The organism is Prevotellamassilia timonensis, from assembly GCF_021531665.1.
Classification (GTDB): Bacteria; Bacteroidota; Bacteroidia; order Bacteroidales; family Bacteroidaceae; genus Alloprevotella.
Genome location: NZ_JADYUH010000008.1, coordinates 1 through 19906, shown reverse-complemented (window position 1 = coordinate 19906; position 19906 = coordinate 1). Strand labels below are relative to the sequence as shown.

At 55.2% G+C, this 19906-nt stretch carries 15 protein-coding genes; 8 read left to right on the top strand and 7 right to left on the bottom strand.

What is annotated here, in order from left to right:
- Positions 1-35: 35 nt before the first annotated feature.
- The 3 genes from I6E40_RS03165 to I6E40_RS03155 form a co-directional block, all read right to left on the bottom strand.
- The gene (locus tag I6E40_RS03165) at positions 36-2924 is read right to left on the bottom strand and encodes a bifunctional fucokinase/fucose-1-phosphate guanylyltransferase (protein ID WP_235385460.1); all 2889 of its coding nucleotides are present in this window, start codon (positions 2922-2924) and stop codon (positions 36-38) included.
- A 486-nt stretch (positions 2925-3410) separates the two neighbouring features.
- Entirely contained in the window at positions 3411-3878 is a 468-nt protein-coding gene (gene ndk, locus I6E40_RS03160; protein WP_235385459.1) for a nucleoside-diphosphate kinase, read from the bottom strand.
- A 122-nt stretch (positions 3879-4000) separates the two neighbouring features.
- Entirely contained in the window at positions 4001-4156 is a 156-nt protein-coding gene (locus tag I6E40_RS03155) for a hypothetical protein (protein ID WP_235385458.1), read from the bottom strand.
- Here I6E40_RS03155 and I6E40_RS03150 point away from each other — a divergent pair.
- On the top strand, positions 4155-4643 hold the full coding sequence (locus I6E40_RS03150; RefSeq protein ID WP_235385457.1) for a GNAT family N-acetyltransferase: 489 nt from the start codon (positions 4155-4157) through the stop codon (positions 4641-4643). The genes I6E40_RS03155 and I6E40_RS03150 overlap by 2 nt on opposite strands.
- 282 nt (positions 4644-4925) lie before the next feature.
- Positions 4926-5165, top strand: a complete 240-nt coding sequence (locus tag I6E40_RS03145; protein WP_235385456.1) for a hypothetical protein — start codon at positions 4926-4928, stop codon at positions 5163-5165.
- A 484-nt stretch (positions 5166-5649) separates the two neighbouring features.
- On the opposite strand, the gene I6E40_RS03140 is transcribed toward I6E40_RS03145, so the two are convergent.
- The 4 genes from I6E40_RS03140 to I6E40_RS03125 form a co-directional block, all read right to left on the bottom strand.
- Complete coding sequence (locus tag I6E40_RS03140) at positions 5650-7323, bottom strand: di-heme oxidoredictase family protein (RefSeq protein WP_235385455.1); 1674 nt, start codon at positions 7321-7323, stop codon at positions 5650-5652.
- Positions 7324-7522: 199 nt separating this feature from the next.
- Entirely contained in the window at positions 7523-8812 is a 1290-nt protein-coding gene (locus I6E40_RS03135) for an imelysin family protein (protein ID WP_235385454.1), read from the bottom strand.
- A gap of 43 nt (positions 8813-8855) precedes the next feature.
- On the bottom strand, positions 8856-10196 hold the full coding sequence (locus tag I6E40_RS03130) for a hypothetical protein (protein ID WP_235385453.1): 1341 nt from the start codon (positions 10194-10196) through the stop codon (positions 8856-8858).
- A gap of 51 nt (positions 10197-10247) precedes the next feature.
- The gene (locus I6E40_RS03125) at positions 10248-10460 is read right to left on the bottom strand and encodes a hypothetical protein (protein ID WP_235385452.1); all 213 of its coding nucleotides are present in this window, start codon (positions 10458-10460) and stop codon (positions 10248-10250) included.
- A gap of 201 nt (positions 10461-10661) precedes the next feature.
- Between I6E40_RS03125 and I6E40_RS03120 the strand changes: the two genes are divergently transcribed.
- From I6E40_RS03120 to I6E40_RS03095, 6 genes are all read left to right on the top strand, one after another.
- Positions 10662-11615, top strand: coding sequence for a helix-turn-helix transcriptional regulator (locus I6E40_RS03120; RefSeq protein WP_235385451.1), 954 nt, complete (start codon positions 10662-10664; stop codon positions 11613-11615).
- Between the two features lie 315 nt (positions 11616-11930).
- Positions 11931-13157, top strand: coding sequence for a peptidase T (pepT, locus tag I6E40_RS03115; RefSeq protein WP_235385450.1), 1227 nt, complete (start codon positions 11931-11933; stop codon positions 13155-13157).
- 57 nt (positions 13158-13214) lie between these two features.
- Positions 13215-15113, top strand: coding sequence for a 1-deoxy-D-xylulose-5-phosphate synthase (gene dxs, locus I6E40_RS03110; RefSeq protein WP_235385449.1), 1899 nt, complete (start codon positions 13215-13217; stop codon positions 15111-15113).
- A gap of 579 nt (positions 15114-15692) precedes the next feature.
- Entirely contained in the window at positions 15693-17036 is a 1344-nt protein-coding gene (gene trkA, locus I6E40_RS03105; protein ID WP_235385448.1) for a Trk system potassium transporter TrkA, read from the top strand.
- A gap of 60 nt (positions 17037-17096) precedes the next feature.
- A complete protein-coding gene (locus I6E40_RS03100) occupies positions 17097-18560 on the top strand; it encodes a TrkH family potassium uptake protein (protein WP_235385447.1) in 1464 nt (487 codons plus the stop codon).
- 130 nt (positions 18561-18690) lie between these two features.
- Complete coding sequence (locus I6E40_RS03095; protein ID WP_235385446.1) at positions 18691-19209, top strand: ferritin; 519 nt, start codon at positions 18691-18693, stop codon at positions 19207-19209.
- The last annotated feature ends 697 nt before the right edge of the window (positions 19210-19906 follow it).

Below are 19906 nucleotides of genomic sequence, written 5' to 3'. Positions count from 1 at the left end.
TTAAACATTGTGGCTCGTTCATTTCCGTCTTGGTTTCACGAGCGACTGATTTGGAGTCCGGTGTGGGAGACGGACATCTCGACGAAGCGCGAGTTCTTGGTCAGCGGTTTTTCTTTGAGCAGTTGTCGGATGCGTGCGGCGGCTTCCGGGTCTTTCGCCACCATATACATAAAGCCTCCTCCGCCTGCGCCGGGCAGTTTGTAGCCGTAGCAGTAGTCGTCAATCATTTCGCAGAGGTGTTCGATGGCTGGCGATGTCGTTCCGGCATCCAGTGTTTTGTTTTGCTCCCAGGTGGTGCGTACGATGTGTCCGAGTTTTTCAAGGTCTCCGCCGTGGAGCGTTTCGAACGCGTTCAGCGCGTGCTGTTTCATGTTCTCCAGCAGTGTCAGGTGTCGCGTGTTGTTGAGGAACATTCCGCGGACAATTTCCGCGAGGATGTTTTTCGCCGTGCGAGTGTAGCCCGTGTAGTAGAGCAAGTGACAGGGCCGGAACTCGGGTGCGGTGAAGAGCGTGTCGGGCAGCCAGCGCGCCACGGCGTTTTGGTCGAAGCCGGTGGAGGTCTGGAGGAGTTTGACGCCACTCAAGACACCGCCGTATTGGTCCTGCCATCCTCCGCCCGTCGTGAGGAGTTGTTCCAAGACGAGTGTGCGGTTGCAAATCGTGCTCTTGTCCCAGCCCAGACCGCAGAAGTCGCTCAGTGCTCCCAGCACGGTGGCGGCGAGAATACTGCTCGTTCCGAGTCCTGAGCCGGCGGGGATGGCGGAGAGGAGTGTGATTTCCATGCCGCAGCCAAAGTCCTCCAGTTGTTCTTGCAGGGTGTCATAGCGTTCTTCAGCAAATCCGGGGAGGAAGCCGGCGAGTGTCAGTGCTGCTTTGGGGATGGAGAAGGGAGAGCCCACCTGGTTGTAGGCGCGCAGCTGTTCGTAGGTTTCAATGACCTCCATGGCTCCCAAGTCGATGGAGCGGCAAATGATGAGCGGTTTTTTGCAGGGTTTGACATAGACCTGCAAAGGCTGTTGCCCGTTGAGTTCGATGGCGAGGTTCACGACGTTACCGCCCGAGTTGAGCGAGTAGGGCGGTGTGTCGGTCCAGCCTCCCGCGAGGTCGATGCGGACGGCGCTGCGTCCCCAGACAATCTGGTCGGCGAAAACGGTGGAGCGCGGGGCACATCTTTTGTGCAACACGTTTTCCGTGAGTCCTTCTCTCAGCAGGCTGAAAGCCTCTGCTTCGTGACGTGCGGCGTTTTCGGGATCGGTGTGGCGCAGTGCTTCTGCCCGGAACATGGCGTCGCGGATTTTCATCATGAGTGCGGCGTCTTCGGGCAGCGGTTTGGGGAGTTCCCATCCTTCTTTGGCATAGCGTTCCGCCATGTCTTTGAGGTTGATTTGATAGAACACGCTTCTCCGCCAGTTTTTGGCAATCATCGGAATCGTTTCCGCCTGCATTTCTCGGCGTTGTGCCACGAGGCGATGGAGATTGGCTTGTTCCGAGAGTCCTGCTGCCGAGAGTCGCGGCAGGCTGCGCCAAAGAGCGGTGGTCTCAGCATCCGGAGTTTCGCTGATGAACCAGTGCAGCAGTTCTTCGAGGCGTTTCATGTCGGAGGTCACGGGGAAGAGGCGGGCATACTGCAAGTCCTGCGTGTTGCTCAGTTCTTCCTTGTCGATTCCTCGTCGTTGCAGCCATTCGGTGAGAGGCTGAGAAAGATAGAGAGTGGCATCGTCGTCAGCCGCTCCTCGGAAGGCATCGTCAAAGCCGTAGGGGCGCAGGGCAAAGTCTTCTTCGCCGACAGGCACCATGTCGATGCAGACGCCCGGTTTCAGACTGACGTGCCAGTCGTTGCGGGGAATGCCCGTGAGGATGTGGTCGAAGGAATACTGCCATCCCTCTCCGACAAAGGAGTTCTCCACCCAGATGTTGCGGCTTTGTGCCGTAGGGCTGTTTTTGAGCACACAGTTTTGCGTGAAGACGGAACCTTGCGGTTTGATTCCTCGTCTGAGGATGTAGCGCTGGTCTTTCACCAGGTTTTGAATCGCCATGGTGGACTCAATCATGTCGCGGTTCGTGCCGAAGTGGTAGAATTCACCGCCGGGCAGCGGGAGCACGGCGACGCTCAAGTCGCTCAGTGCGGGGTCCGGCGAGGAAGGATTCAGTCCGAGACCGCAACCAAATTCGGAGTATAGGTCATAGGTCTCAAAGTCCTCCGGCGCGGGTGCTTGGGGGGCGTCGCCTTCGGGCAGTTCGGCATATCGTGCAGCAGCCTTCGCCATCAGTCTCTCCACGGCTCGGTCGGAGAGAAGCCAAACGCCGATGTCCATGAGCAGAAGGTGGGTTTGCATCAGTTCTGCTTGTCGTTCGGGCGAGGGTTTCTGCAGCATGAAGTCCAGTTCTGCCGGGTGCTGTCGATTCATGAGGAAGACTCCGTGGTGAGACGCTTGAGCAGGGTCGCCCCAGAGTCCGTAGCAGACGACATCTGCTTCCGGAATTTCTTGAATGGGGTCAGTGGCTCGGAGCAGCACATCTCCGCTTGCGATGAGCGTGTGGATTCCTTTGGGCGCGAGGTGCAGCATTTTTTTGTAGAGCGGCACTTGTAGGTCAAGGAGGTTTTGTCCCAGCCTTTGCCCTCTTGCCCAGCGAAAGACGGGAATTGGCGTGAGCACTTTTCCGCTTGGTGCGTAGGCAGGCAGGCGACGGCTGTGTCCTCCGGCGTGAAGGAGGATTCTCTTTTCCTTCTTCAGCCATTGTGCGAAAGGAACGTGGGGGGCTTCTGCCCGATGGGCTGATGCGAGCAGCCAGGCGGTGCCTCCGCCGGAGCCAAGTTTACGTTCTGCAGGGTCTGAGGCACAGAAACTGTCTTGTGCGTTGTGGGGGTCAATGTCGTTGAACGCGCCGACCACGAGGGGGGGGAGGGAAAAGAGTTTCTTCATGGCATTTAGGAAACCTTTGGGGCTGAGAGGTCAATTTCTTAGTATCCCTTTTATACCTATTATATACAAAGAACGGAGACGGGTGGTTGATATTATGGGGTGTTCTAAAAATTAGGTTGAGTTGATTTTTGATTTCTTAGAGATGAACTTTTGTCAGTTGAGGAAGGAGCATAGCGGGCTATGCGACTGACGAAACTTACAAAAGGGCGCGCTAAGAAACGAAAAGCGACCAAAACGTAAGCACTTTCTTTTGAACGTTCCTTATCCCGTAATTTTTAGGACACCCCATATATAATGGGTGTGCCGCAAGGTGTACTTTTGACGAAGCAAAGTTACGGAAATCGCGGCGTTCGGCAAATTTTGCCGTTCAGGGGCTCGTGGCAGGTCACAAAAAGAGGGTTGCGCCTGTAGAATCGCGGGGCACAACCCTTCAATTTTGGTTTCTTCTTTCGTGTTGTCTGCCTCTCGGCAGACGTGGTGTACACGTCAGAACTCGTCGTTGGCGTAAAGATAGTCAAAGGTGCACTGTTTCCAGTCAAAGATTTCTTCGGGCTTGAAGAATCGCTTCAGTTCTACGGCTGCGGTTTCCGGACCATCGGAAGCGTGAACGATGTTTTCTTGGAAACTCATGCAATAGGAACCGCGAATGGTTCCAGGGGCGGCGTTTCGTCCGTTGGTAGGACCTGCAAGTGCTCTGACAGCAGCGATGGCATCCACTCCAGCCAGGCACACGGCAATGACGGGTGCCGTCATCATGGAGTCTTTGACACGTTGAAAGAAAGGTTTCTCGCTGAGGTGAGCATAGTGCTCGCTGAGGAGTTCATCGGTGAGTTGCATCATCTTCAGACCGCAGAGGTGAAGTCCTTTACGCTCGAAGATTCCGAGGATTTCACCAACCAGCCCGCGTTGCAGCGTGCAGGGTTTCAGCAGAACGAGTGTTTTTTCAATAGCCATGGGATTAGATTTAAGGTTCAGGTTGAAGTTTTCGGAGTGTTCCGCACGGGCGAAACAAATGTTTGTTCGAAGACGGGAAAAACCGTCATCCGCGAAGAAACCGCAACAAATGTAGGACTTTTTCACGCGCCATTCACGTTTTCTTCATACAAAAACTTCAACTCTTCCGCAAATCTCTTGTATTTTTCTGCCCGACAACATAAAAACTCCCCATTGCGTGCTCCGTTTTCATCGCCGCGTTCTAATTTTGCAACTGCTTTGCATTTTTCTCGAACCATGAACGAATCTCACGCTCTCATCATTCGCCGCGCCGTTGAAGCCGACATTCCCGCCTTGCTGCGCCTGCTGCGCCAAATCAGTCAAACTCACCACGACGGACGTCCCGACCTCTTCCGCGTCGGCACAAAATATGATGCAGCCGAACTACGCACGCTGCTGACCGACCGGCGACAAGTGATGCTCGTTGCAGAAGTCAAAACCGAGGGCGTGGTGGGCTATGCGCTGTGCGCACTGCAGGAAGTGGAGGAGAACCATGTGCTTCTTCCGCATCGCACGCTCTATCTTGATGACCTCTGCGTTGACGAACGCTTCCAAAACTCCGGCATCGGCGGGAAATTGCTCGAGGCGGTCAAATCGTCGGCACGCGAGAATCATTGCGACGCCCTGACGCTGAACGTCTGGGAGTGCAACCCCCGAGCCCGTGCCTTCTATGAACGCCACGGATTCCGCCCGCGGAAAACCATGATGGAGATTGAAGTGTCTTGAACGACGTCCTTGTGGTGACGAAACGACCAAAAAATGGTGCTGTAGAGTCGTATTTTATAGACGGAATCGGATTTTTGAAGGAAAAAAGGAGCAAATGTTTGCTCAGATGAAAATTTTGAGAGATTTTTGCATTTGCAACCTCACTTTCCTGCTTTCGCAAAGCAAGCCTTTGATTCAACGACCGCTTTTGACAAATTCCGAAGAAAACTCCGCATCTCGGACAGCGGTTCCTGCATTTTTGAGGTCTCTCTTAGTAAATCATTCAAAAAACTACCATCGCACATGAGCATGCCCGAACAGACTGCACCCTCCGACATTCGCTACGCTTCTTCTTCCAACCAAAACGAGAGGGGGCATCACCACGCACATCATTCTTCCCGCGAAAAGAAAACCTTCATTTCCCAAGGTGACAATCGCCGTCTCCGCTATCGGCACGGTTTTGGACGCTGGGACTACATCATTCCTATCTTTGCGTTTGCGCTTTTGTTTCTTGCCTTCGCTGCTCTCTATTTCTTCATCTGAAGCGACACCGTTCGGAAACGAACGCCGGACAGACTGATGAATCCGTCTCTGCCCCGCCTTCGTCCGTCTCCCCTTGATTGAAAACCTCACCTAAAAACACCATTGCTGCCGCTAAGTAATATGAAAATAATAAGTTGCGTCAGATTTGATTTAGATTTTCGAGGTCAGATTTTCACCCGAAGAAGGAGCATAGCCGTAGCTATGTGACTGATGAGGGAGGAAATATGGACCGAAAAGATTTTCAAAGATGATGCAGGTTATTTTTTGAGGATTACTAAAACTCCAAGTGGCGAAAACATCCAGCCCGAAGTCCGCTAAAACGGACTTCGGGCTGACTCTTTGTAGGCTCAAAAAGGTCTTTCCGGACGGTGTGGCGTCGCTTTTTCCTTGGGATTTCGTCACTCCTGCCGTGTCCTATGGAAGCAGTGACCGTGCGGCGGGAAGATTTGCCGCTTGTGTTCGGTGTGCTCAGCGCTGTTTCTTGTCAGATGGCGTTGATGAAAGCCACCACGGCGTCTCGGTCCGCTTTCGGGAGATTGTAGAACTTCTGCGTGGTGCTGAAGGCATCGCTCTCTCGGCTGTAGCCGTGCCACATGATGGCTTCAATCACGTTTCGGGCGCGGCAGTCGTGGAGTCGGTCGTCAGCTCCCGTGTTTTGCAGGGAAAGTCCGCGTCCCCAGAGCGGTGTGGTGCGACACCAGCCGGTGCGGATGTCGTTCAGCATGAAAAGCCGGTGCTGAAGCATGTCCGTGTAGGGATAGATGACCTGACGCGGATATTTCGGCAGTGCGCCTTGCGCCTTGATGTTTTCCGGTGCCCAGTAGTTGTCCTCTCCCGTGGTCCACGACGGACGGTGGCAGGTGGCGCAGCCCATTTCCTCAAACAGTTTCTTGCCGCGCTGCACTTCTTCAGATTGCAGATTGCGGGCACGGGGCACGGCGAGTCCACGGTGCCACACCATGAAGTCATAGTAGTCCCTGTCCTTCATCTCTTCCGCGAAATTGTGGAAGAGGTTGTTGGTCTGGTCCGTGGTGGGTGAGAGGAGCGTTTTCACCGCCTGTGCCGCACCTTCTCGAGTGCCGTCGCCGCGGTAGGGTGAAGTCGGGTCGGCGAGGATGGCATCGATGACGGACGGAGTCTCGCTCATGGCGCGTGCCCAGGCGTCGGTGGTGTAGAGTTTGTGGCGGTCGGAGCGTGTCACGTTTGTGATGTTCCAAATCGCGTTGGCGCCGGCGCCGTCTTGGAGGGAGGCACGGGTGAGTGCGTAGGTGAAACGTTTCACCGCCTTTGTGCCGTCTGCCAGCGTGTACCACGCCGAAGCGGCGAAGTCATTGGCTGTTTTGTCCCACATGGTGGGGTTCAGTTCGCAGTAGGGCGCAGCGGCGCGATACTGTTCGCGGAGGTCGTCCTCGGTGATGGCATCGAGCAGCCCCGAGCCATAGATTCCGATTGTGCTTTCAATGCGGCACTCGTAGTTTGTCGGCACGGGCGAGGTGTGGAACGCTTCGGGGTCGATGGTGACGACGGGATAGATAAGACTGTAGGTCTCGCCGTCGGGGAAGGTGAAGGGGAGCGCTCCTTCGGCGGCTTCGGGCCAACTGATGTGGATTCCGCTCTCATCGATGGGCGGGAGGAACGGTTCAGCCGCTTTGGTCTGCGGCATGCCCGTCACTTCGGTCACGTAGCTGTTGGCGGCGTAGGAATTGCCGAGCGCATCGGTGCCGGCAGTGGGATGATAGACCACAAGCAGATAGCCGTTCCCATAGTCGTTGGCACGATAGATGGTCTGACGTTTGCCGTGTCCGTAGCCCGGGTGACAGGCGATGCAGGACTGACGCACCCAAGCCGGTCCGAGACCGGAGAACGGCGCGGTGGAAATGTTGAAGTTGCGTTCAAAGAAGGTCTCGCCGTTTTTGAAGTTCTGGGTGAGACCTTGGTTGTCCGTGGCAGGTGTGGGTGCTTCGTAGGATGACGGGCTGACGTCGTCGGACGTGCCCAGTTCTCCGCCCGGGAACCACTCCTCTTTAGAGAAGTTTCCCACGGCTTTTCCGACGAAAGAGGCGTCGTCGGTCGGAACGTATTCCTGCACGATGAGGTTGTTGTCGTCGCTGCAAGAGAAGCAGACAGCAAGAGAGGTGAGAAGAAGAAGTTGTTTCATGAGAAAGGGGTTAAGAGGGTCAAAAGGTCAAAAGGGTCGGCGTGTTTTGCCATGGTAGCCCACCGCTTACGCGATGCGAACGGGGGTGGGAGACTGACCACGGCAGAGCAGATTCTTCAAGCAAAGGAGCGGATTCCTGTGGATTTTGCAGGCGAAGAACGGATGCAAACACGGTGCCGAGCGTCTCGCAGTTCTCAGTCTATTCTCTCAAGATGGCGTTAGAGGCTTCGATGAGCGCGTCGGAGAGGTCGGTGCAGGCGGCAGAGGCTTCAGCGACTCTTGCGTCCGTGTAGTTCAGCACGAACGGTGCGGGGCAGGCAGCGATTTTCTCTTTTGCGGCGGCGATGGCATTCACGACCTTCGTGTCCAGTTCCGGGTGATGCTTCAGCATGTAGGCGTGGAGACTGAGCGTCTCGTTGCGGTGAGTTCCGAGGCGTCCTCCCATGTAGGCATTCTCAATGCCCAGGATGTTGTCTTGGAAGTCCACGAGCGACATGTGACTGTAGGGCGACTCAATGTAGTTCACGTCCTCGCCGGTGTGCGGTTTCCCGATTTTCGTCATGCCCACCTCATCGGCGATGTTGGCGCATCCTGCCACGAGAATCGCTTCGACGGCTTTGCGCACAGAGGCGTAGGTGCTGCCCTGCTGTCCGGCGCGGAGGAAGTTCTCACCGTAGGACAAACCGCTGCCTCCCAGCGTGTAGGGCCATTCCATGTCCTCCACTTTGGCGATGTGTTCAGCGGGAGCGTTGGCGTTCCAGGACACTTCCATCTGCCAGCATTTGTTGCGGAGGTCACCCGCCACGGCGGTGGCGAAGATGATTTCGTGGAGACCGCTGACGGCATAGCGTCCCGCGAGAGCAGTGCCGGAATAGTTGTCCGTGCCTCGCAGGTCATCGGCGGTGCGCGGTTTGCCTTCTCGGAAGAGGATGAACTCAATGCCGTGGAAGCCCAAGAGCGCCTGTCCGAGTTTCTCTCCGGCGTAGGTGTCGCCCGTGAAGCGTTCGGGGTCATCCTGTCCGCCTTCCTCGTAGGTGTCCATGGCAGCGATTTGTGCCGTGTTGGTCAGTGCCACTGCCAACCCCTGCAGGTCGAGTGGCCAAGAGTCGATGTGCGGGTCGATGCCGAAGTCGCTGGCTGCGCCATAGAGGAATGCCTCGCTGGTTTCGTAGTTGGAGCGTGCGCGGAGGAACGTCTCGCATGCCTCTGCCACCTCCGCGTCGGTCAGTGTTTCCGGTGCGTGGCGCAGTTTCAGTTTGATGGCGTGGAGCGCGTCGAAGAGACAGGCGGTGGAGTCCGCCAGCAGTGCATAGGTCGGATAGACCGTGCCTTCGATGTACTGTTTGTTGATGGCGGTGAGTGCTGTCACTTTCTCGTTTTCTTCCGCCTCGGCGGGGTTGATGACCGCGTTGTCGTCACTGCACGAGACAAGCGTGACGGTGGCAGCAGCCACGGCGAAGGAGAGCATCAGGTGTTTGGTGTGTTTCATGTTACGTATGTTTTTTATCGGTGATTTATGCTACCGTAGATTCTCATTTGATGAAGAAGCCTTGATAGACCACTCCGAGGGAGACGGAGGGTTCGTCGTTGAATGTGTGGCGCAGGAAGCGGTGAGCATATTGCGCCTTGATTGCCACCTGCTTGATGGGCATGTAGTTCACGCCCGCCGTCAGTACCTGCCGATGCGTGTAGGGCGCTTCCGCCATGTCTGACGCCGGAACGTAGGAGTCGTAGTTGTCATATCTCGCAAAAACAAAGAGTTGCCCCGCTTTCGGCAGGCTTTTGGCGAAGGGTCGGAGCACGTCATAGCCCGCCTCAATTCCCAGTGCGTAGGCATTCTTTCCCACTCGCGACTTGTCGGTCGGTGCCGTGTTGGCAGTGAGGTTCTGTTTGATGCTGCTGATGGTCGAAGCGTCGCTCAGATAGCCGTAGTCTGCAGAACCCATGGCGCGGAATCCGCCTTTCTCGAACGAAAAGTCGAAGCAGCCGATGGCGAGTTTGCCCTTCACGTCCGAATAGCGTTTCTTGTTGCCGTTCTCGTCGTTGCCCTCGAGGTCGTGAGGATAGGAGTTGTGCATCGTGTGAGAATAGTATCCGCTCAGTCCCAAGCGCAGTTCCGGCATCGCCCACCAGTCCAGACGTGCTGCGAGTCCAATCTTGTTGGCGACGGAAAATTCAAAGGCAGACGCCGCACCGTTCTGCACCCAGTTGTCTTGGGAGAACTTGAAGGCATCGAGTCCCGCCAGCGCCTGCACCTCATAGCGCAGTGAACCCACTTCGCCCCAAATGCTGAGTCCGGTTTGGTGCCATGTGCAGGGCAGCATGTTGGCTTCTCCTTCGGGACGATAGACCGTGAAGAAGTTCAGCGGCTCGTGGCGGGCGTTGGTGTAGCCCACAGGCACGACGATGTGACCGGCTCGCACGTTCAGCCAGGGGAAGAAGGTCTTCTCAATCCAAAACTGTTCCATCTCCACCTCGCCGCCGCGCTCGGTTTCCTGTTCCCATTCGCCGCCTTCAAAATACTCTTGCTCATAGGCGCCTCCCGTGCCGCCGTGCTCAAACTCAATTTCAGAACCCATGCGCCAGCCTTTGCCGAAATAATACTCCAAAGAGATTGCCACGTGAGGAACGTCGAAGCGACCGTGGGACGGGTCGTTGCGATATTTCGCCGGGTTCTGGTAGCGATAGATGTTGTCGCTGTGAAAGTTGCGGCTGAAGACAACTTCGCCGTAGCCGCCCAGCGTCAGGTGCGGTTTGTCCTTCTTCGCCGGAATCGAGTCATTCTCGGCGGCGGCAGGGGTGGAAAATGTCATGCCCAAGGCGAGCAGAAGCGTTCCCGCCAGAAGGGGAGAGGGGAAGGAAAGGTGATTCATTTTGGAGAGAGGTTTTGTTAGCGAGATGCGTTCGCGTAAGTTTTCGTTTGCTTATATATATAAGGTGTGGACGGTGTCCGCCGGTGCTGTTTTCTTCTTAGTCTTTTTGGTCTTACCCGACTGCTTTGCGGGGCGTTGGGGCGGCGTGGCGCAGGTCACGGCATCCACCGTTGAAAACGTGGCTGTTCTCGATGCCTCCGGCGCGGCGGAGGTCAGCGAGGTTGTCGTCAGCGTGAGCAGTGAAAGGAGAAGAAAGAGTCGCATAAAACTTGGTTAAAAATCATTTGCAAAGGTAGGGCGATGCCGAAGCCCTCGCAATCACACTGTTGGGGCATTCTCCCTCCCACCGCGTGAACCCCTTTTCTGCCGTTTCTCACCTCTGACGCCGAAGAAATACCCACTTTTGGTGAGCCGCCGTGATGAAAGAAAAAACTTAATTTTGCAGCGTAAAAACGCTGTCTTCCCATGATTCACGGAAAATACAAAGAGACGCATCCCATGGCGGAACTCATCAGCGACCAGCCCGGACTGCTTCAACTGATGGCACGCTTCGGTCTCCCCCTCGGGGTGGGCGACAAGACGGTCGCACAGGTTTGCGAGGAACAGGGTGTCGATGCCTTCACCTTCGTCACCGTTGCCAATTTCATCAAGCAAAATGCGAGAGAACTGCCCGAAGAACTTGAACAACTCTCCGTCAACTGCCTCACTGACTATCTCCGCCGCGCACACAACTATTTCCTCGACTTCCAACTTCCCGCCATCCGGCGCAAACTCCTCGAAGCACTGGACTGCTCCCGCCCCGATGACGTTTCCTATCACATCCTTCGCTACTATGACGACTACATGGAGGAGGTGAGGAAGCACATGCAACACGAGAACAAGCGGGTCTTTGCCTATGTCGCTCGTCTGCTGCAAGGGGAAGTCTCCGAGGACTACAGCATTGAACGCTATGCCCGCGTCCATGGCAGCATCGACACCAAACTGCAGGAACTCAAAAACATCATCATTCGCTACTACGCTCCCTCGGGACGCACCGAACTCCTTCACTCCGTGCTCTTTGACATTTTCACCTGCGAGAACGACCTGCGTCTCCACTGTCTCGTGGAGGACAGCATCTTCGTGCCTGCCGTCAGAATCTTGGAAGCACGGGTGCGCGTGGACGGTGCACAGCCTGCCGCTGCAGCAGTGTCCGCTGCCACGCCCGACAGCAATCTCTCCGAGCGCGAAAGGGAAGTGCTTCACTGCGTTGTCTGCGGCATGTCGAACAAAGAAATTGCGGGAAAACTCTTCATCTCCCTCAACACGGTGCTCACGCATCGCAAGAACATCGCCCGCAAACTCGGAATCCACAGCGTCGCCGGTCTCACCATCTATGCCGTCGCCAACCACCTCGTTGACATCGAGCAAATCAAGAAATGACCGGATAAACCCATCGTCTGCAACGCAAAGATTTCGCCACCTGTTCCATTTTACTGCCCATCCGCGCTGCGGCGCTCTGCTCGTATGCATCAAGACAGAGTGTGCCTTCGCAGCGCAGTTCGTGGCACAGGTTAGGACTTGTGTTCAAAAACCTTCATTCGATTCGTGTTCAAAAAATAGATGTAAGAATAGAAGAGCCGTGTACGAACCGTATGCCGCGCACGAAAACTGCCTAAAATCAAGGAAAAAGAGAGAACATGAAGCGCGGTTCAGCGGAAATGGTTACTTTTGCGAGTTGAAAATAACCAAAGAACCATGAATATTGTTGAAAGATTCCTCCAATACGTAGCCTTCGACACACAGTCTGCCGAAGACACCGGTAAAACACCCTCCACCGACAAACAGTTCAACCTCGCCCGCTTCCTCAAAAACGAACTGGAGACGCTCGGACTTGAAGACGTTGAAATGACCGACAACGGTTGCGTCTATGCCACCCTCCCCGCAAACACCACCGATGACGTGCCCGTCATCGGCTTCATTGCCCACATGGACACCAGCCCCGACTGCTCCGGCGAAAACGTCAAGCCCCGCATCGTCAAAGCCTACGATGGCGCGCCCATCGTCCTGAACGAAGAGAAGAGCATCGTCACCACGCCCGAGAAGTTCCCCGAACTCAAAGCCCACATCGGAGAAGACCTCATCGTCACCGACGGTACCACCCTCCTCGGCGCCGATGACAAAGCCGGCATCGCCGAAATCGTGCAAGCCATGGCTTATCTCCTTGAACACCCCGAAATCAAACACGGCAAGGTGCGCGTTGGCTTCAATCCCGACGAAGAAATCGGACTCGGTGCCAAAGCCTTCGACGTGGAGAAGTTCGGCTGTCAGTGGGCTTACACCATGGACGGAGGCGAACTCGGTGAGTTGGAATATGAAAACTTCAACGCCGCCGCTGCCAAAATCGACATCAAGGGCGTCAGCGTGCATCCGGGCTATGCCAAAGGAAAAATGATAAACGCTGCACAGGTCGCCGCCGTGCTCGCTGCCGAATTCCCCACTCACGAGACACCGGAACACACTGCCGAATATGAGGGCTTCTACCATCTCCTTCACATCGAGGGAAACGTGGAGCACGCTTCCCTTTCCTTCATCATCCGCGACCACGACAGCGCGCGCTTTGAAGAGAGAAAGACATTTGTGGAAAAAGCCGTGGCATGGGTCAATGCGAAATATGGCGAAGGCGTTGCCACTGCCACCATCACCGAGCAGTATCGCAACATGCGTCAGCAAGTCGAGCCCATGCCCCACATCATCGACATCGTCCTTGACGCCATGCGAGAGATTGACATCGAACCCAAAGTCAGAGCCATCCGCGGCGGCACGGACGGCGCACAGCTCTCCTTCATGGGACTGCCCTGTCCCAACATCTTTGCCGGCGGACTGAACTTCCACGGTCCTCACGAATTCCTCCCCATTCCTTCGTTGGAAAAGGCATCACGCCTCGTGGTGAAAATCATTGAAATGACCGCTCGCGGCATCTAAAAATCTATCGCTCGGCGATGAGACAACTGTGCTCACCGCCGAGCGAAATTTGTGATTATGGACGCAGACTATAAGTATCTCCCACATATCAATTCCCCCGCCGATTTGCGGCAACTCCCCTTGGACGCGTTGCCCAAAGTGTGTGACGAACTGCGGCACGACATCATCAAGGAACTGTCCGACAACCCGGGACATTTCGCCTCCAGTCTTGGAACGGTGGAAATCACCGTGGCGTTGCACTATGTCTTTGACACCCCCTACGACCGTCTTGTCTGGGACGTCGGGCACCAAGCCTACGGTCACAAAATCCTGACCGGACGCCGCGATGCCTTCCACACCAACCGCAAACTCCACGGCATCCGTCCTTTCCCCTCGCCCGAGGAGAGTGAATATGACACCTTTCCCTGCGGTCATGCCTCCAACTCCATTTCCGCAGCCCTCGGCATGGCGCTCGCCACGCTGAAGAACGGACACCCCGACCGCCACGTCGTGGCACTCATCGGCGACGGAGCCATGAGTGGAGGACTTGCCTTTGAGGGTCTCAACAACGCTTCCGACACGCCCAACAACCTCCTTGTCATCCTCAACGACAACAACATGAGCATCGACCGACCGGTCGGCGGCATGAAGGAATATTTGTTGCATCTTCACACTTCTAATCGCTACAATCGCTTGCGCTTTGCCCTTTCCCACCTCTTCGAGAAAATCGGGTGGTTGACGCCGAAGCGCCGCAATTCCATCCTTCGTTTCAACAACTCGCTGAAATCCCTCCTGACCAACCAGCAGAACATCTTTGAGGGGCTGAACATCCGCTACTTCGGACCTACCGACGGACACAACGTCAAAGATCTCGTCAGGGTCTTGAGAGAGATAAAGGACATGAAAGGTCCCAAACTCCTCCACATCCACACCGTCAAGGGAAAAGGCTATGAGCCCGCCGAGAAGGAAGCCACCATCTGGCACGCGCCCGGCAAGTTTGACGTGGAGACCGGAGAGAGAATCAAGGAAGACCCCGGACGCCCCTTGCCGCCCAAGTTCCAAGACGTCTTCGGACATACGCTCCTGGAACTCGCCCGCATGAATCCTCTCGTCGTCGGGGTCACACCCGCCATGCCCACAGGTTGTTCCATGAACATCCTGATGAACGAGATGCCCGACCGCGCCTTTGATGTCGGTATCGCCGAAGGACACGCCGTCACCTTCTCTGCCGGCATGGCGAAAGAAGGACTTAAACCTTTCTGTAACATATACTCCGCCTTTGCCCAGCGAGCCTACGACAACGTCATCCATGACGTGGCACTGCCCTCGCTGCCCGTTGTGCTCTGTCTCGACCGTGCCGGTCTGGTTGGTGAAGACGGTCCGACCCACCACGGTGCTTTTGACATCCCTTCGCTCCGCACCGTGCCCAACCTCGTGATTGCTTCGCCGTTTGACGAGCACGAACTCCGCCGACTCATGTTCACTGCCCAAGCCTCCGAGGACTGCCCCTGGGTCTTGCGCTATCCTCGCGGCAGAGGTTCTCTCGTTGATTGGAAGTGTCCGTTGGAGATGGTGCCCGTCGGCACCGGGCGTCGCTTGAAGGACGGCGAACAAATTGCCGTCATCTCCCTTGGTCCCATTGGCACGGAAGCGGAGAAAGCCATCCGTCTCGCCGAAGGAAAGGCTGGCGGACTCAGCGTGGCGCACTACGATCTCCGCTTTGTCAAACCGCTGGATGAGAAGATGCTCCGCGAGATTGCAGCGAAGTTTGAGCGCATCGTCACGGTGGAAGACGGTTCCCGTGCCGGCGGCATGGGAAGTGCGGTGGAGGAATGGATGTCCGACCACGGTTTCCATCCGCAAATCGTGCGCCTCGGGCTGCCTGACCACTTCGTGGAACACGGCACGGTGGCGGAACTTCGCGCCCTCTGCGGCTTGAACGCCGAAGGCATCGCCGAAGCCATTTTGAAGATTTAGTAATCCTCAAAAAATAACCTGCATCATCTTTGAAAATCTTTTCGGTCCATATTTCCTCCCTCATCAGTCACATAACTACGGCTATGCTCCTTCTTCGGGTGAAAATCTGACCTCGAAAATGTCATTCAAATCTGACGCAACTTATTATTTTCAGATTACTTAGGGGCTGCAGTCCTCCTCGCAGCGAATTACTCCGTTATCAGAGAGTGAGGTGTTCTATAAATGACGGGATAAGGAGCGTTCAAAGGAAAGCGCTGCCTTTTTGGGTTGCAGAGTCTTTAAGAGTAATTCATTTCTTAGCGCGCCCTTTTTGTGAGTCCCGTCAGTCACATGGCTCGCCATGCCCCCTCAACTGCCAAAAGTTCATCTCTAAGAAATCAAAGATCAACTCAACCTGTTTTTAGTAATCCTCAAAAAATAACCTGCATCATCTTTGAAAATCTTATCGGTCCATATTTCCTCCCTCATCAGTCACATAGCTACGGCTATGCTCCTTCTTCGGGTGAAAATCTGACCTCGAAAATCTAATTCAAATCTGACGCAACTTATTTTTTTCATATTACTTAGGTTCCCCATAGAATGAAAATCATCATTGCCGGTGCCGGCGCAGTGGGCACTCACCTTGCCAAATTGCTTTCCAAAGAGCACCACGACATCACGCTCATGGACGAGAATCCCGAGAAGTTGGAAGACATCTCCTCCAACTTTGACATCCTGACCCTCGCCCTGCCGCCCTGCTCCATCTCCGCCCTCAAAGAGGCTGAGGTGAAGAAAGCAGACCTCTTCATTGGTGTCACCCCCGATGAGGCGCACAACATGACCGCCTGTATGCTCGCCTCCAAAATCGGCGCACGACGCACCGTGGCGCGTGTCGATAACTATGAATACACCTTGCCCGAGCACAGCGATTTCTTCCGCACGGTCGGTATAGATTCCATCATCTATCCCGAGATGCTCGCCGGCATGGAGATTCTCCACAACATCAAACGCAGTTGGACCCGCCAGTGGTGGGAGGTGCAGAACGGCGCCCTTATCCTGCTCGGCGTCAAGGTGAGAGAGAACGCCCTCATCCTCAACAAACCCCTGAAGGAACTGTGCGGCGCAGATGCGCCCTATCACATCGTGGCGATCAAGCGTGGCGACGAGACACTCATTCCCCACGGCAACCACAGTCTCATCGCCGGCGATGTGGTCTATTTCATGACGACGCCCGACTACATCGACATCATCCGTGACGCGGCGGGCAAGGAGGACTATCCCGAGGTGGGGCATCTCTTCGTCATGGGCGGCAGCAGCACTGCCGTGCATCTTGTCAATCACATGCCTGACCACATGCACGCCAAAATTCTCGAGTCCAACGCCACACGAGCCTTGCAGCTCAACGAAGTTGTCAAAAACAACCACACGCTCATCCTTCACGGAGATGGTCGCGACCTCTCCCTGCTGGAAGAGGAGGGGGTCAGAAAGGCACAGGCGTTTGTCGCCCTCACACAACACTCCGAACAAAACATCCTCGCCTGCCTCGCCGCCAAACGCCTCGGAGTCAGAAAAACCGTGGCGATGGTTGAGAACACAGACTACATCTCCATGGCGGAGAGTCTTGACATCGGAACGATTATCAACAAAAAAACCTTTGCCGCAGACCACATCTATCGCATGATGCTCCGCGCCGACATCACCACCGTCAAGAGCCTCACCGTCGCCAACGCCGACGTGGCAGAGTTCCAGACACCTGCCAAGGCGCTGGTCACTCGCCGCCCCGTGAAAGACCTCGGACTGCCCGACTCCGTCACCCTCGGCGGTCTCGTGCGCAACGGCAAGGGCGTGCTCATCAACGGTAACACCGTCATCGAACCCGGCGACACCGTCGTTGCATTCTGTCTCGCCGGAGGAATCAAAAAACTCGAACGCTTCTTCAAGTAGGGGGAGAGGATACTTATACCATATAATTATAGGCTCCCCGCTTTTTGTTGCTTTCACGTCATGTTCAACTTTCCCCTCATCTCAAAAGCCGTCGGCATGCTGCTCTTTTTGGAGACCGGCATGCTCCTGCTTTGTCTCGGCGTAGGCATTGCCGATGCCGGTTACGACGCAGATTTGCTCACCTTTGGCGTTCCCGTGGGTGTCTCGGCGTTGCTCGGTTTTTTGCTTCGCCACTTTGGTCGCCGTGCCGAGAACCGTCTCAGCCGCCGCGATGGCTATCTCATCGTCGCGCTCACCTGGGTCACCTTCTCGCTCATCGGTACGCTACCCTTCCTGCTCAGCGGTGCGACGCCGCGCCTTGCAGCCGCCATTTTTGAGACCGTGTCCGGTTTCACCACCACCGGCGCCACGTGTCTGCCCGAGATTGACCCGCTCCCCCAGAGCCTGCTCCTTTGGCGCAGTCTCACCCACTGGATTGGCGGCATGGGAATCGTCTTCTTCACCATCGCCGTGCTTCCGCACATCGGCGGCAGCGACCTGAAACTCTTCACCGCGGAAAGCACCGGGCTTCGCACGGGGAAACTCCATCCCCGCATCTCCACCACTGCCCGCTGGCTCCTTTCGGTCTATCTCTTTCTGACGATTAGTTGTACCTCCGCCTATTTCCTCTGTGGAATGTCGTTCGGCGATGCTGTCAATCACGCTCTCTCCACCGTTTCCACCGGTGGTTTCTCCACTCACTCCGCCTCCATTGCGCACTATCAGTCTCCGCTACTTCAGTGGGTCACCACGGTGTTCATGCTGCTCTCCGGCGTGAATTTCGCGCTGACCTATCTGCTCTTCATCAAGCGCCGTGTGAAAGACGTGTTCCGCGACGAGGAGTTGCGTTTCTATCTTCGCTTCTATTTTTCTGCCTCCCTCGCCATCAGCGCCACCTTGTTTTTTGTGCATCATCTTCCCCTTGAGAACGCATTGCGCAGCGGTTTCTTCACCGTCGCTTCGATTCAGACCACGACGGGCTTCACCGATGAGAACTTCATGTTGTGGCATCCCGTGACGTGGGTTGTGCTGTTGCTTTGCTCCTTTGTCTGCGCCTGCTCCGGCTCCACTTCGGGCGGCGTCAAGTGTGTGCGCATTCTGATGGTTTGGAAGATGATTCGCAGCGAACTGCGGCAGATGCTCCACCCGCATGCCGTGATTCCCCTTCGCATTCAGCACAGTCTCATCACGCCCCGCATGGGTCGCACCTTGCTCGTCTTCCTCAGCCTCTACGTGCTTCTCGTCATCCTTTCCATTTTCTTCTTCCTGCTCAGCGGACTTCCTGCTTTGGACGCCGTTGGTCTTTCCTTCACTTCCATCGGTAACGTAGGTCCTGCCATTGGTTACACCGTCGGCGCACTCGGTACGTGGGACGTGCTCAGCGATGCCCAGTTAGTCTGGTCTTCGCTGCTCATGCTCGCCGGACGTCTGGAAATCTTCTGTCTCCTGCTCCCCTTCGTTCCCGGCTTTTGGAAAGACGAGTGAAAGTCGGTACAAGTTTTTTCGGTCCGGCTTGTGACAAGCATTTCATTTTTTCGTAATTTTGCGGTGTGGTCGCCGCGGTGGCGATAAAGTAGTGCAGTAACAAACAATCAATAATAAAACACTTACAATTATGCTTAACAAAAAAATCGAGGACGCCATCAACGCCCAAATCAACGCCGAAATGTGGTCGGCTTATCTCTATCTCTCCATGTCTGCCTGGTGTGCCAAAACCGGACGCCCCGGCATGGCAAACTGGTTTGAAATCCAATTCCGCGAAGAGCAGGACCATGCTCGCATCTTCTTCAACTATGTGCTGCAGCGTGGCGGCGAGGTGAAACTTCAGCCGATTGAAGCCGTTCCGCAGGAATGGAAATCTCCGCTGGACGTGTTTGAATCCACCCTGGCTCACGAACAGAAAGTGACGGCTCTCATCAACAACCTCTTCGCACTGACCACCGCCGAGAATGACTATGCTTCTCAGAGCATGCTGAAGTGGTTCATCGACGAGCAGGTCGAAGAAGAAGAGAACGCTCAGAACATGATTGACAACCTTCGCATGATTGGCGACAACGGCTACGGTCTCTTCATGCTCGACAAGGAACTCGCCGCTCGCGTCTATTCCACTCCGTCTCCCCTCGCCGGAAAATAAGTCTTCGCACTCGGCGTTTTCTTTTGAAAACACATAAGGGGGCATTCTCTTACACCCCCTCTCAAAAAAATCGCTTCGTCCCGTTTGTTGGGGCGGAGCGTTTTTTGTTTGACACGTGGTGGCATCGGGAGGAAAATGCGTGACCAAAGCCTAATCCGAGGACAACGCCGCCGAGGGGCTATTGGGGAGCACCTTTTTCAATGCTGTTGTCGTCTGAAAAGCCACCAACTGTTTTCTGCACAAACCCTACACAGCGGCGGCACCTTCATCGCTGTGTAGGGTTTGTTGTAACTGCATTCAACTCTACACTATACGTAAATAAAAGGGGAAAAGAAAAAACTCTGCAAACTATACACAAATCCTATATTCAACCATGTATCTTATTGATTCCCCGTGCGTTACGGAATGTATAGTTTGTGCTTCAAACCCTACACAAACTATACACAAACTATACATTGAAGCGTGCAAAACCCTACACGAAGGGTGGGGGTAAACCCTACACAGAACGCTACATGGAGGCGTTCAAAACCCTGCACGAAACGGAGCGCAAACCCTACACTGCAACGGCGCGCAGTTTACTTAGGAGCGCACCTAAGTGAAATTAGGAGAAGGCTAATTTTAACCGGGTGCGCTCCTAGTTTTTCTTAGGTGCGCTCCTAGTTTTTCTTAGGTGCGCTCCTAGTTTTTCTTAGGTGCG